We start from the raw sequence: 13,073 nt of genomic DNA, 5'->3' as shown, positions 1-13,073 counted from the left end.
CCGGTCGGGTCCGTGCCGGCGCCCGGTCAGATCCCGCGGGCCAACTCCTCGGCCAGGCCGATGTAGGAGGCGGGGGTGAGGGCGATGAGGCGAGCCTCGGCGTCGGGCTCCAGGCCCAGGCCCTGGACGAACTCGCGCATCCGCTCCCCGTCCACGCGGCGGCCGCGGGTGAGCTCCTTGAGGCGCTCGTAGGGGTTGTCCATTCCTTCCACGCCGGCGATGGCCTGCGCGCGCATGACCGTCTGCACGGCCTCGCCGAGGACCTCCCAGTTGTGGTCCAGGTCCTCGGCCAGCACGGCGTCCGCGACCTTGAGCTGGCCCATGCCCTTCGTGACGTTGGACAGGGCGAGCACCGAGTGGCCCAGGGCGTTGCCGATGTTGCGCTGGGACGTGGAGTCGGTGAGGTCGCGCTGCCAGCGGGACTCCACCAGTGTGGCGCCGAGCGAGTCCAGCAGGGCGTTGGACAGCTCGAGGTTGGACTCGGCGTTCTCGAAGCGGATCGGGTTGACCTTGTGCGGCATGGTGGAGGAGCCCGTGGCACCGGCCACCGGGATCTGCGCGAAGTAGCCGATGGAGATGTAACTCCACACGTCCACGCAGAAGCCGTGCAGGATGCGGTTGAAGCGCGCGATGTCCGCGTACAGCTCGGCCTGCCAGTCGTGCGACTCGATCTGCGTGGTCAACGGGTTCCAGGTCAGGCCGAGGTGCTCCACGAAGGTGCGGGCCACCTCTGGCCAGTTGGCCTCCGGGACAGCGGACAGGTGCGCGGCGTACGTGCCGGTGGCGCCGTTGATCTTGCCCAGGTACTCCTGCTGCTCGATGCGCCTCAGCTGGCGGTCCAGGCGGTGCACGAACACCGCCATCTCCTTGCCCAGCGTGGTCGGCGTGGCCGGCTGGCCGTGGGTGCGGGAGAGCATCGGAGTGCCGGCCGCGGTCTCGGCCATCTGGCGAAGGGTCCCGACGGCGGTCCGCGCGGCTGGCAGCCAGACCTCGCGGATCGCGTCGCGCACGCCCACGGCGTAGGACAGGTTGTTGATGTCCTCGGAGGTGCAGGCGAAGTGGACCAGTGGGGTGAGGTGTTCCAGCTTCAGGTCCGGCAGCCGGCGGCTGATGTAGTACTCCACGGCCTTGACGTCGTGGACCGTCTCCTTCTCGATGGCCGCCAGCTCGGCGACGCCGTCCCGGTCGAAGCTGGTGACGATACGGCGCAGGCCCGCCTCCTGTGCCTCGTGCAGCGGCGTGAGTCCGGGCAGCACCTGGTGGCGCGCCAGGTGGATGAACCACTCCACCTCCACGTGCAGGCGGTTGCGGTTCAGGGCGGCCTCGGAGAGATGCTCGACCAGCCCGTCCACCGCGGAACGATAGCGGCCGTCCAGCGGGCCCAGCGGGATTCCGGCGTCGGCCAGGGACCTGCGTCCTCCGGCGACGAAGCCGAAGGACGCGTCCGTGGCAGACGGGCTCTGGGCTGAAGCGGGCTGGGCGGAGGAGGCCGACTGCGGCGCGGAAGACTCAGGCATGGGGCCATTCTTTCATCCCCGGCGTGTGCGCCGGGTTCTGTACCGGGCGGCGTCGTGCGCGGATCGTCAGCCGCCGTGCACGGAGCGTCAATCACACCGTGGCGGCCGTCCCCTACGGTGACGGCTATCACGCTGCCTGACCTCGCCCGACGCCGAATGGAGCACACCCATGCCAGAGAGCACCACCGCCCCCGCCATCACCGACTTCCTGGTGATCGGAGCCGGATCGGCCGGCTGCGTCCTCACCCGCCGCCTGCTCGACGCCGGGCACTCCGTCACGCTGGTGGAGGCCGGAGAGCATGACCTCAATCCGGACATCGATGACGTCTCGCGGCTGGGGTTCCTCTGGGGATCGGACGTGGACTGGAACTACTTCACGGAGCCGCAGGCGGAGCTTAACGGCCGCCGGGTGCATCTGCCCCGCGGCAAGGTGCTGGGCGGATCTCACGCCCTCAACGCCACCATCTGGGTCCGCGGGGATCGGCGGGACTTCGATGCCTGGGCCCAGGGCGGCTGCACCGGCTGGGCCTGGGAGGAGGTCCTGCCGTATTTCCAGGCCATCGAGGCCTACCGCGACGGGGACGCGCGGACTCGCGGCCACGACGGGCCCCTCGACGTCACCACCGAGTACCCCCGCCACCCGATCCAGCAAGCCATGTATGACGCCACGGTCCAGGAGGGCGTGCCGGAGAACCCGGACTACAACGCGGGCTCGGTGGAAGGCGTGGGCTGGATGCAGCTGAACCTCCGGGACAACGTCCGGTTCAACACGTGGCGGGCCTACCTCAAGCCGATCGCCGACCACCCTCGGTTGACCCTGATCACCGGCGCCCGGGCGCACCGCCTGGTGCTCGACGGCGGGGCCGTGACCGGCGTCGAACTCAGCCATGACGGTGAGAAGGCCGTCTACTCGGCGCGGGAAGTCGTCCTCACCGCCGGGGCCATCGGCTCGGCCGAGCTGCTCCTGCGCTCGGGGATCGGCCCAGCAGACCACCTGCGCGAGGTGCGCGTGGAGGTGGAACTGGACCTGCCCGGCGTCGGGCAGAACCTGCACGATCACCTGCTGGTCCCGGTGGTGTGCACCACCGAGGAACCCCTGCCCGCACCGGAGGTGGCGGCCGCGCAGGTGCACTACTGGGCGAAATCCAGCGAGGACAGCCCGGCGCCGGACACCCAGCCGATCTTCTTCTCCGTGCCGATGTACACGAATACGGCCGGGGAGCTCATGGAAGGTCCCGAGGAGGGATTCTCCCTGCTCGCGGGCATGGTGCGGCCGGACTCCCGCGGGTCCCTGACCCTGTCCGGGCCCGGCGCCGACGATCCGGTCAGGATCGACCTCGGCGCCTACACCGAGCGTGCCGACCTCGAGGCCATGCTCTTCTCAGTGCGCCAATGCCGGTCGATCGCCCGACGGCCGGCCCTCGCCGCCTGGGGCGCGGTGGAGCTCTTCCCCGGCCCCGGCGTCGGGGACACCGACGAGGAGCTGGTGGAGTACATCCGCAACACGACGACCACGTATCACCACCAGGTCGGCACGTGCGCCATGGGCGCCGGGGAGGAAGCGGTGGTGGATCCGGAGACGTTCCGCGTGCACGGACTGCGGGGGATCCGGGTCGCCGACGCCTCGATCATGCCGCAGGTGACGACCGGCAACACCAATGCCCCGGCCGTCCTCATCGGCGAGAAGGCGGCCGCGGCGATCACCGGCGTCACCCCGTTCTGACCCCGCCCGAAGGTCAGGCCGACCCCGGGGCGGCCGCGGCGGCCGTGTACACCGGTCGGCCGGCGAACCAGGTCTGCAGCACCCGCGTGTGATGGATCTGTTCCGGATCCACGGCGAAGACGTCCTGGTCCACCAGGATGAAATCGGCCGAGAGCCCCGGTGCCAGGCGCCCGGTGACGTCCTCCAGGCCCATGGCGCGTGCCGGCTCACGGGTGAACGCCGCAACGGCTTCCTCCACGGTCAAGGCCTGACCGGCGTTGAGCGCCCCCTGCTGGGACCCGTCGGGGCTGCGCCGCGTGACCATCGTCTGGAGCCCCACCCATGGATCCGGGCTGGGCAGGGCGCAGGGCCAGTCCGATCCGGCGGCCACCACGGCTCCGGAGTCCACCAGGTCCCGCATCGGCCAACTGTCCTCGAACACCTCCGCTGTGACCTGCTGGGCGATGGAGGACTGGATCACGGAGGGGTACCAGATGTACGGCGAGGCGTCGGCGACCACGTCCAGGGCGGCGAAGCGCGGCAGGTCTTCGCGGGCGATGTACTCGGCGTGCGCCACGTGGAAGCGTGGTGCGCCGCCATACAGGCTCCGCACGTGCTCGACGGCGTCCAGGGCCAACCGCACCGCGGCATCGCCGGTGGCGTGCAACTTGGCTCCCAGTCCGCGGGCGACGGTGTCCGCGAGGGAAGCGCGCAGCTCCTCGGCATCCCAGATCAGGTGGCCCCGATCGTCCCTCGAGTGCTGGTCCGTGCCGCAGCGGTACGGCGCCAGCATGGCGGAGGTGCGGGTCATCGGGACCCCGTCGAGGACGTACTTGGCGAAGTCCGGGCGGACATGCTCGCTGCGGTACTGAACGGCCGCCTCGAACAGCTCTGGTCCCACCGGTCCCGGTTCCAGGAAGGGCTGGGCCGGCATGGAGGTCACCACCCAGGCCGTGAGCTCGCCGGCGTGATCCATCTGCTGCAGGGCGCGCAAGGTCGGTTCCATGGTCGCCGCCTCCTGCATGGACGTGATGCCGAAGGAGTGCGCGGCACCCAGCCCCTCCACGAGCGCGCGGCGCAGATAGGCCTCCAGGTCCTCGATCCCGTCAGCCACGGCGGCCTCGGCCACTTGCGAGGCCATCTCCCACAACACACCGGTCAACCGCCCGTCCGGGTCGCGGACGTAGGTGCCGTCCTGTGGATCGGCGGTGTCCGCCTCCACGCCCATGAGGGTGAGGGCCCGTGAGTTCACCCAGCGATTGTGCATGGAGTCGTCCCGGAGCATGACGGGGCGGCCGCCCGAGGCCTCGTCCAGGGCTGCGAGCATCTCGACGCTGGCGAGCGTGTCCATGATCGTGGATCCCACGATCCCGCCGGCGATCCACTCGTCCGGCCCCCGATCAGTGCTCCACTCGCGGACCTTGGCCAGGATCTGTTCGGCGGAGTCGGTCGGCAGCAGTGGCAGTTCCCAGGCCAGCTGGCGTCCGCCCAGGCCGAGATGAATATGGACATCGCAGAATCCGGGCATGACAAGTGCGCCATTGGCCTCGATGCGCTCGGCGTCTGCGTCCGCGGCGTGTTCGGCCTCAGCCACGGTGCCCACGGCCAGGATGCGCCCGTCGGCCACGGCCAAGGCCTCCGCCCACAGACGGTCGGGATCGGCCGTGAAGATGCGCGCTCCGGTCAGAACCAGGGGCCGCCTGGACGCTGACCGGGGCTCTGGGTCCGGCGCGGCAGAGGACGGGCCCGGCGCGTCATCGGGGGAGGAGTGAGTCGGGGTCATGGTCGGTTCCTTTCGCCACGGCGGATCGAGTCGAGGGAGCGGTTCGGGTGGTCGTTGGTCAGGTATGGCCGCAGGCTGGCTGGGCGGGAGGTGTAGCCGTCGAGAGCGTGGTGGTGGCATCCAGGCGGCCCGCGCGCAGCGCCACGGCGCACGCGAAGCAGACTGCCAACTCGAGCACCACCACCCAGAGCAGCGGCTCCGCCACCCCGCCGAAGCCGGCCTGGGTGGCGGGACCGGAACCGGGGGCGACGCCGGCCGGGGCGCCGAGACCGGATGCGGGGACGACGCCGGCCGGGGCGCCGAGACCGGATGCGGGGACGACGCCGGGCGGCTCGCCACCGTGCAGGTGGGCGCCTGAACCCGGGAACCCGGTGAGCAGGGCGACGTGGAGCAGGGCCATGGCCTGGGCCATGATCCACAGATGGCGCAGGGACGCCCCTCCCGGTCCGGGCGCCCCTGCCGGCAGTCCCGGGACCCGGATGGCCCGGACTGCTCTGACACCGCACCACCAGCACCACAGCGCCATGACTGCCATCAGCACTGTCAGGGCGGGGCCGTGGGCATGAGAGACCAGCATCCAGGCGTGCAGGGGAACCGAGCCGGTGGCCAGGGCGGCGGCCACCCAGGTCGCCACCCTGGCCGTTCTGCGTGACCGGGCGTCTCCGGCGGTCCGTGACGCCGCGACCGTGCGGACACCAGGCCGCGAGGCGGTGCCACGGTCCGTCGTCCCAACTCCCGCGAGCCGGGACTCAGTGGGAGTGGCAGCCGCCATGGTCCTGGCTGTCCTGTGAGCCGCCGGACGGCTCACTGCCGTCCCCCGGGATGCAGCAGTGGCCGGAGGCCGGTGCCGGGACATCGAGCACCGGCGAGCGGTCGAAGAAACCCTCGGGGCGCAGCCGGAAGCCGACGTGGTCGACGGGCATGATCGGCCAGTCCTCGGGCCGCGGGAAGTGGGTGAGTCCGAAGGTGTGCCAGAGCACGATCCGCTCGCCGTCGATCGGCCGGTCCTGGGCGGTCCACTCCGGCAGGCCGCCGTCGCCGGCATGCTGGTTCGGGAAGTCGCCGGTGGGGTATCGCTCGTCCTCCGCGTACCGGGAGACCCAGAGTGCCTTCGAGGCGAACGTGGCCCGTCGATGGATGGACGAGCCTTCGGCCGCCAGCAGTGTCGGCTGACCCTCGGGGTGCAACTTGTAGCCCACCGGCCGGCCCAGCCGGTTGGTGGACTCGGGATTCGTCACCAGCCAGGTGCGCCCCACAGACATGTCGGCGTCCCGGATGGCCTGCTGCTCGGTGGCCAGGACCGTGTGCTGGCGCGTGAAGGCGTTGCCTCGCGGGTTCTGTGCGGAGACCGGCAGCCGGACGGCGTCCTCCTCCACCACGCGGCCCACGCCGCCGTCCAGGGCGAAGTCCAGGCGTGCGCTGAACAGGTGCTGGTGGAACGGTGCCCCCAGGCCGGGAGCCAGCTCGGAAGCGTGGTCCGTGGGGCCGTCCGGGAGTGCCGACGTGAACACGACGCCGGTGGCCTTGGCCTCGAACTCGATGGTGCCGTCCAGGTAGAGGTACCAGTAGAACCCGTAGTCGTAGTTGCCGACGGTGGTGAAGAAGGAGATCACCAGACGGCGGTTGCGGCGCGTGTAGGCGACGCCGCTCCACAGGTCCGTGTGCTTGGAGAGGATGGACCAGTCCTCCTCGTGCATGCAGATGCCGTTCTTGATCTGCCGGGGCTCGCCGGTGTTGTTGGCCACCCAGGGGGAGAGGTAGGTGATGTCCCCCAGGCAGTCACAGCCCAGCTCGAGGGAGTTGGCCCACTGGCCCACCAGGTACTCGCCCGTGTCGAAGTAGTTCTGCCAGGACCGCACCGGCGACGGGTCGCCGTAGGGCACCACCATCTCGGAGATGGCGGCCCGGTCCAGGACGGTGCGCCGGCGCTCGCCGTCCTGGAAGGCGATGTTGTGCAGCACCAGGCCCTCCCGCATGTCGAATCCGACGTCCAGTGACCACTTCTCCCACTCCACATGGTTGCCGCCCGTCACCGTGAACGAGGGTCCTTCCGGCTGGGTGATCTCGATCGGCCTCTGCGAGGTGCGCGCCGGGCCGGTCAGCTCTGGATCGGTGTAATTGCCGTGCTCGACGGGGACGGGGACCACGCCCAGATCGATGACCTGGTCCACGGAACGGTGGGCCACGTCCACGTAGCCGACCAGCCCGTCGATGGGATGGGCCCAGGCAGAATCGGTCTCATGCTGCTGGTGGAAGGCCAGTCCACGCAGGATGCGCCGACCGCTCTCCTCCGGGTACTCGAACACGCCGGCGGACAGAGGGGCCACGCGGACCTCTTCCACGGGGAGGCCGCGCTTCTCCAGGGCGGCGAGCCACTGCGGATCCTGGGCGAGGACCGACTCGACCACCTCGAATTCCTCTTCCAGGACTGGCAGCTCGCCCGTGGTGGCCGTGTCCAGATCGAGGGCGGACTCGATGCGCCGATGGGTGGTGGACACCACGACGTCCCGGGACGGGCCGCCCTCGGTGTCCAGCAGGAACACCCGGAACCGGCGGTCGAGGGGCGAATCGACCGGGGCACCCCGGGCGGGTTCCACCAGGCCCAGATAGGCCATCCGGACCGCATCGGAGAAGAGCCCGCCATCAGCCAGGATGTCCCGGACCGCGCTGATCTCGTCGGGCGTCTGCAGGGCGAAGGCGCCCGAGGCGGGTTCCGGTGATGTCTCGGCGGGGGGTCGGGCGCTGGAATCGGTGGCAGTCATGGCCGGTCCTTTCGGGGGGACGGGACGTCGACGGAGCCGACGGGGCGGGAATCAAACGGGCGGGGTCACAGGGGCGGGACGAGGGCCGTGAGGCACAGTGAGCTGGGTCACTGTTTACTTCTACAGTTGTAGAGAATAAACGCCGGCGGCGGTGGTGGCAAGAGTCCGCTGCTCGACGCCGACGGACTCGGTGGCAGAATGTTCGAGTCGACGGTGACAGCGGCACGGCTCGTGCGGCGGGGCCGCGGCACCAGGGCGGAAGGGGCGGGGATGCCGAAGGTGGTGGACCATCAGCAACGCAAGCGGGAGCTGGTGGAGGCGACCTGGCGGATCATCGCCCGGCGGGGCCTCTCCGCGGCCACCATGCGTCAGATCGCAGCGGAGGCCGGATTCGCCAATGGCTCTCTGAAGCCCTATTTCCCCACGAAGGCCGCGTTGATCGAGGCGACCTACGCCTTCGTCTTCGATCGGACCAACCAGCGGGTGGCGGTGGCCACCCGGGGCCGGGAGGGCCTGATGGCCCTGGAGGCGTTCTGCCGCGAGGTCCTGCCGCTGGACGCGGACCGGTTGGACGAGGCGCGGGTGGTGATCTCCTTCTGGCAGGAGGCGGCGCATGAGCTGCGGGGCAGTGAGCTCAACAATGCCTCCATGGCCCAATGGCGCCGCTCGATGGCCACGTGGATGGATCAGGCCCGCGAGGCCGGCGATCTCGACGCCGGGGTGGACATCCCCTCCAGTGGCGATGTGCTGCTGAACTTCATGCTCGGCAGCCAGATCTCCGCGGTCATCGACCGGGCCGCAACGACCCCCGCGGACCTGGAGCGGCAATTGGCCGCCCAGTTGGCCCACCTGCGCGCGGCTCGCTGACAGCAGGGCTCGGGCCGGATGCGCCCGGTGGCGCGCCTGGGCAGCCGGAAGGGTGTGCGGTTTTCCTCCGGGCGGAGAGAAAACGGTGACGCGGGGGGCCGGGCCGCCTACAGTGGTCTGCACACGTGACCCGGGCCACATCCACGACGCCGGCAGGTGGCCGGTGCTCTTCCCCCTCCAGGCCTGTCCCGGGAACACCCACTCCCGTCTCCAGGAGGTCCACCATGTACCAGCAGGAAACGGCCGCCGACTTCGTCCGGTGGCGCCGGCTCATCTCCGACTCCTTCGTGCCGCTCGAGGCCGAGCAGGCGCGGCCCCGGATGTTCTCCGGGCTGCTGGCGGGCCGGCGCCTCCGGGAGCTGGCCATGATGCAGGTGACGGCCGGTCCGCATGCCGTGATCCGCACTCCGGAACTCATCGGCCGGGCCGGTCCCGGGTACTACAAGCTCAATCTCCAGGTCAGCGGCCACGGGTTGCTGGTACAGGATGGGCGGGAGACGCTCCTGCAGCCCGGCGACCTGGCGATCTACGATACGGAGCGGCCCTACTCGCTGTCCTTCGACGACGATTTCTCCACCCTGGTCCTGATGTTCCCCCGCCAACTCACGGGGCTGTCCGCCGACGACGTCCGGGAGCTGACGGCCACCACCATGGGTGCCGGCCACCGCCTCGGCCAGGCGGTAGCCCCGTTCATCACCCAGATCGGGGCGATGCTGCCGACGCTGGACGGTCCGATCGGCCATCGGCTGGCACTGAACGTCGTGGATCTGCTGGCCACCGTCCTGGCGGACGAGCTCTATTCGCGCCCCGGGGCCGAGGACACCCAGCAGGCACGGCTGCTGCGCCGGGTCCACCATTTCATCGAGTCCCAGCTGGCCAATCCGGATCTGGGACCGGAGATGATCGCCGCCGCCCACTATCTGTCCACCCGCGCGCTGCACCAGCTCTTCGGCCGGACGGATCACACCGTGGCCCGGTGGATCCGCGAGCGCCGGCTCGAGCACTGCCGCCGGGACCTGCAGGATCCCCTTCACCGGGACACACCCGTCGGGGCGATCGGCGCTCGTTGGGGCCTGGCGGACCCGGCCCACTTCTCGCGCCTGTTCCGGGCCGAGTACGGCCAGTCCCCGGCGCAGTTCCGCCACGCGCACCGCTGAGGTGACGGCCGACGTCGTGCGCGGATCGTCAAGGGCCGTGCCCCCAGGGCCAAGCCGCCGGGCCCCCGGTGGGGCCAGTCTGGTGGCAATCCTCGCCGGAGCCTGCATCCGGGCCCGGCGTGGACGGCCCACCGGCACCGGATCCCCCCACCGCCGGTCCTGACCCAGGAGACGACGATGTCCCACCCCACCACCACCCGGCGCAGTGCTCCGGGGGCCACCCCGGGCACCGACCGGCCACCCCTGGTCGACGGCGGACGCCTGGGCGCGCGCCGGATCGGCATCCCTGCGCTGGTCTTCATGATCATCGCCGCCTCCGCCCCGCTGACCGTGGTGGCCGGAGGCGTGCCCAGCAACTTCGCGGTCACCTCACTCGTCGGCATCCCGCTGTCCTTCATCGTGCTCGGCGTGGTGCTGGTGCTGTTCTCCATCGGCTATGCGGCGATGAGCCGGCATGTCCACAACGCCGGTGCCTTCTACGCCTACATCGCCAAAGGGCTCGGCAAGCCCGTGGGAGTGGGGGCGTCGCTCGTGGCCGTCGTGGCCTACAACTGCATGCAGATCGGGATCGCCGGCATGTTCGGCTTCGCCCTGTCCTCCTTCCTCGCCGGGGTCATCGGCCTCTCCGTGCCGTGGTGGGTGTGCGCCCTGGCGGCGTGGGTGGTGGTGGGCCTGATGGGCATCAACCGCGTGGACCTCTCCGCCAAAGTCCTCGGCATCGTCGTGGCCCTGGAGTTCCTCGTGGTGGTCGTCTTCGACGTGATGTCGTTCGGCGCCGCGCCCGAGGGCGTGACGGCCGACGGCCTGGTCCCCGACCAGCTGTTCGCCAGCGGCGTCGGTGCGGCCCTCGCCTTCTCCATCGCCGCCTTCATGGGTTTCGAGTCTGGCGCCATCTACAACGAGGAGGTCAAGGACCCGCGCCGCACGGCGGGCGTCGCCACGCTCATCGCCATCAGCGTCATCGCCCTGTTCTACGCGTTCTCCTCCTGGGCCATGGTGGTCGGCGAAGGTGCCTCGAACGTCATCGCCCGCTCCCAGGAGTTCGGCCCCGACCTGATGTTCGTCTTCCTCGCCGAGAACGCCGGCGAGTGGTTCGTGACCCTGGCGAACCTGATGTTCATCACCAGCCTGTTCGCCGCCCTCGTGGCCTTCCACAACATCGTGGCCCGGTATTTCTTCGCCCTGGGGCGCGAGCGCGTCCTGCCCGGTTGGCTGGAGCGGACGGGACGGCGCTCGGGTGCCCCCGTGGCCGGCTCGCTGGCCCAGTCCGGGGTGGCCCTGGTGGTTATCCTCGTCTTCGGCCTCGCCGGAGCCGGCTCCGATGATCCGCTCTTCCCGGTCCTGACGCTCTTCACCTGGTTGACGAACATGGGCGCCTTCGGCCTGGTGCTGCTCATGGCGTTGACCTCCCTGGCCGTGCTCGGCTTCCTTCGCCGGTTCGCCGCGGAGTACTCGTTCTGGACCCGGGTCGTGGCGCCTGGCCTGGCGGCAGTGGGACTGATCGTCCTGTTCGTGATGATCGTGGCGAACTTCAACGTGCTGATCGGCTCCGAGGGGTACAGCGTGCTGAGCTGGCTGCTGCCGGCCATCGTGCTGGTGCCCGGACTGCTCGGGACCCTGTGGGCGTGGGGGCTGCGCAGCCGCCGGCCCGAGACCTACCGGGGCATCGGTGCGGGTGGTCAACTGGACTGAGTTTCCCGACGCCGGGCACCACCACCTGGCCCTCCCCGTGCCGTAACCGCCTCGAGCCCCTGTTAGTGAATCTCGGCCGGCTTTCCGAACCGCCGGCCTCCGATGAAAGGACCATGATGACCTCCGAGACCACCACCCAGACGACGCCGTCCGTCACCGACCTGACCAGTTACGAGGCGCTGTTGGCCGCGATCCAGGCACCCGAGGGGCAGGGAGTCCAGATGAAGGACCCGGCCACCGGGGCCGTCGTCGGACGCGCGCCGCAGCGCTCTGAGGCGGACCTGGACGCCGCCGTCGCCACCGCCCGCGCGGCCCAGTCGGGGTGGGCGGGCATCTCGCACGCCGACCGCTCCGCGTCCCTGAACCGGGCCGCGGACGCCATCGAGGCTTCGGCCGAGGCCTTGGCCGAACTGCTGTCTCGAGAGCAGGGCAAGCCGCTCAACGGGCCGAACGCCCGCTTCGAGGTCGGGGCCTGCGCGTCCTGGCTGCGGGCCAATGCCGCCTTCGAGCTCGAGCCCGAGGTGCTCGTGGACGACGAGTCCGGCCAGGCGGTCCTGGAGTACGTGCCGGTGGGAGTGGTCGGGGCAATCGGTCCGTGGAACTGGCCGATGATGATCTCCATCTGGCAGATCGCACCCTCCCTGCGGATGGGCAACACCGTGGTGCTCAAGCCCTCCGAGTACACCCCGCTGTCCGTGCTGGCTCTGGGCGCCGTGCTGAACCAGGTGCTGCCGGCCGGGGTGCTGCAGGTGGTGCCCGGTGGCGGCGAGCTCGGTGCCGGCCTGACGGCCCACGCCGGGGTGGACAAGCTGATGTTCACCGGGTCCACCTCCACCGGCCAGGCGATCATGCGCTCCGCCGCGGACACGCTCAAGCGGCTGACCCTGGAGCTGGGCGGCAACGACGCCGGCATCGTCCTGCCGGACGCCGACCCCGAGGCGATCGCCGAAGGCGTCTTCTGGGGGGCCTTCATCAACACCGGACAGACCTGCGCGGCGTTGAAGCGGCTCTACGTGCACGAGTCCCAGTACGACCAGATGTGCGAGGCCCTGGTGGACGTGGCCAAGAAGATGCCCATGGGCGTCGGGCTTGAAGAGGAGAACGTCCTCGGGCCGCTGCAGAACCGGCAGCAGTTCGACATCGTCTCCGGACTGGTCGAGCAGGCCCGGTCCGCCGGCGCCCGGATCCTCACCGGTGGCGACCCGCAGCAGGACCAGCCCGGCTACTTCTACCCGACCACCCTGGTGGCGGACGTGGACAACGACAACCCGCTGGTGGCCCAGGAGCAGTTCGGTCCGGCGCTGCCGATCGTCAAGTACACCACCCTGGACGAGGTCATCGGCTGGGCCAACGGTCTCGACGTGGGCCTGGGCTCCTCCGTGTGGGGTACCGACCTGGACGAGGCCCGGGCGGTGGCGGCACGGCTGGAGGCCGGCACCACGTGGATCAACAAGCACGGGGCCGTGGACCCACGGGTGCCCTTCGGCGGCGTCAAGAAGTCCGGATACGGGCTCGAGTTCGGCGTCGAGGGTCTGAAGTCGGTCGCGCTGCCCAAGGTCACCAGCTGGTGACCGACACCTGATCCGGGGGCGG

General features: G+C 70.4%; 9 protein-coding genes. 5 read left to right on the top strand and 4 right to left on the bottom strand.

All coding sequences use genetic code 11. The features are described 5' to 3' along the window. Positions 1-26 precede the first annotated feature (26 nt). Positions 27-1,517 (bottom strand): adenylosuccinate lyase, encoded by a 1,491-nt coding sequence (purB, locus tag AB0333_RS07335; protein ID WP_366218040.1) that lies wholly within the window; start codon positions 1,515-1,517, stop codon positions 27-29. Positions 1,518-1,686: 169 nt separating this feature from the next. Here purB and AB0333_RS07330 point away from each other — a divergent pair, with 169 nt between their 5' ends. Continuing rightward, positions 1,687-3,240 (top strand): GMC family oxidoreductase N-terminal domain-containing protein, encoded by a 1,554-nt coding sequence (locus tag AB0333_RS07330; protein ID WP_366218039.1) that lies wholly within the window; start codon positions 1,687-1,689, stop codon positions 3,238-3,240. A gap of 13 nt (positions 3,241-3,253) precedes the next feature. On the opposite strand, the gene AB0333_RS07325 is transcribed toward AB0333_RS07330, so the two are convergent. From AB0333_RS07325 to AB0333_RS07315, 3 genes are all read right to left on the bottom strand, one after another. Then, on the bottom strand, positions 3,254-5,002 hold the full coding sequence (locus tag AB0333_RS07325; RefSeq protein WP_366218038.1) for an amidohydrolase: 1,749 nt from the start codon (positions 5,000-5,002) through the stop codon (positions 3,254-3,256). Between the two features lie 58 nt (positions 5,003-5,060). Beyond that, a complete protein-coding gene (locus AB0333_RS07320; RefSeq protein ID WP_366218037.1) occupies positions 5,061-5,636 on the bottom strand; it encodes a hypothetical protein in 576 nt (191 codons plus the stop codon). A gap of 115 nt (positions 5,637-5,751) precedes the next feature. Further along, positions 5,752-7,764 (bottom strand): primary-amine oxidase, encoded by a 2,013-nt coding sequence (locus AB0333_RS07315; RefSeq protein WP_366218036.1) that lies wholly within the window; start codon positions 7,762-7,764, stop codon positions 5,752-5,754. Between the two features lie 198 nt (positions 7,765-7,962). Here AB0333_RS07315 and AB0333_RS07310 point away from each other — a divergent pair, with 198 nt between their 5' ends. The 4 genes from AB0333_RS07310 to AB0333_RS07295 all read left to right on the top strand — a co-directional run bounded on the left by AB0333_RS07310 (position 7,963) and on the right by AB0333_RS07295 (position 13,051). Then, positions 7,963-8,631: a TetR/AcrR family transcriptional regulator gene (locus AB0333_RS07310; RefSeq protein WP_366218034.1), complete on the top strand. Its 669-nt coding sequence runs from the start codon at positions 7,963-7,965 to the stop codon at positions 8,629-8,631. A gap of 224 nt (positions 8,632-8,855) precedes the next feature. Next, positions 8,856-9,788: a helix-turn-helix domain-containing protein gene (locus tag AB0333_RS07305; RefSeq protein ID WP_366218032.1), complete on the top strand. Its 933-nt coding sequence runs from the start codon at positions 8,856-8,858 to the stop codon at positions 9,786-9,788. Positions 9,789-9,965: 177 nt separating this feature from the next. Continuing rightward, the gene (locus tag AB0333_RS07300) at positions 9,966-11,480 is read left to right on the top strand and encodes an APC family permease (RefSeq protein ID WP_366218030.1); all 1,515 of its coding nucleotides are present in this window, start codon (positions 9,966-9,968) and stop codon (positions 11,478-11,480) included. A 161-nt stretch (positions 11,481-11,641) separates the two neighbouring features. Beyond that, positions 11,642-13,051 carry an aldehyde dehydrogenase family protein gene (locus tag AB0333_RS07295; protein WP_366218115.1) on the top strand — a complete coding sequence of 470 codons (1,410 nt, stop codon included), beginning with the start codon at positions 11,642-11,644 and terminating at the stop codon, positions 13,049-13,051. Positions 13,052-13,073: the final 22 nt, after the last annotated feature.

Origin of the sequence: Citricoccus sp. NPDC079358, from assembly GCF_040702545.1 — a bacterium.
In the GTDB taxonomy this organism is placed as follows: Bacteria; Actinomycetota; Actinomycetes; order Actinomycetales; family Micrococcaceae; genus Citricoccus.
Note: the sequence above shows the minus strand (reverse complement) of the source record. Positions and strands in the feature narration are given on the sequence as shown.

Excerpts from the sequence above, each read along its gene's own strand:
- purB (WP_366218040.1), bottom strand. The coding sequence starts at position 1,517 with ATGCCTGAGTCTTCCGCGCCGCAGTCGGCCTCCTCCGCCCAGCCCGCT.
- AB0333_RS07330 (WP_366218039.1), top strand. The coding sequence starts at position 1,687 with ATGCCAGAGAGCACCACCGCCCCCGCCATCACCGACTTCCTGGTGATC.
- AB0333_RS07325 (WP_366218038.1), bottom strand. The coding sequence starts at position 5,002 with ATGACCCCGACTCACTCCTCCCCCGATGACGCGCCGGGCCCGTCCTCT.
- AB0333_RS07315 (WP_366218036.1), bottom strand. The coding sequence starts at position 7,764 with ATGACTGCCACCGATTCCAGCGCCCGACCCCCCGCCGAGACATCACCG.
- AB0333_RS07310 (WP_366218034.1), top strand. The coding sequence starts at position 7,963 with ATGTTCGAGTCGACGGTGACAGCGGCACGGCTCGTGCGGCGGGGCCGC.
- AB0333_RS07305 (WP_366218032.1), top strand. The coding sequence starts at position 8,856 with ATGTACCAGCAGGAAACGGCCGCCGACTTCGTCCGGTGGCGCCGGCTC.
- AB0333_RS07300 (WP_366218030.1), top strand. The coding sequence starts at position 9,966 with ATGTCCCACCCCACCACCACCCGGCGCAGTGCTCCGGGGGCCACCCCG.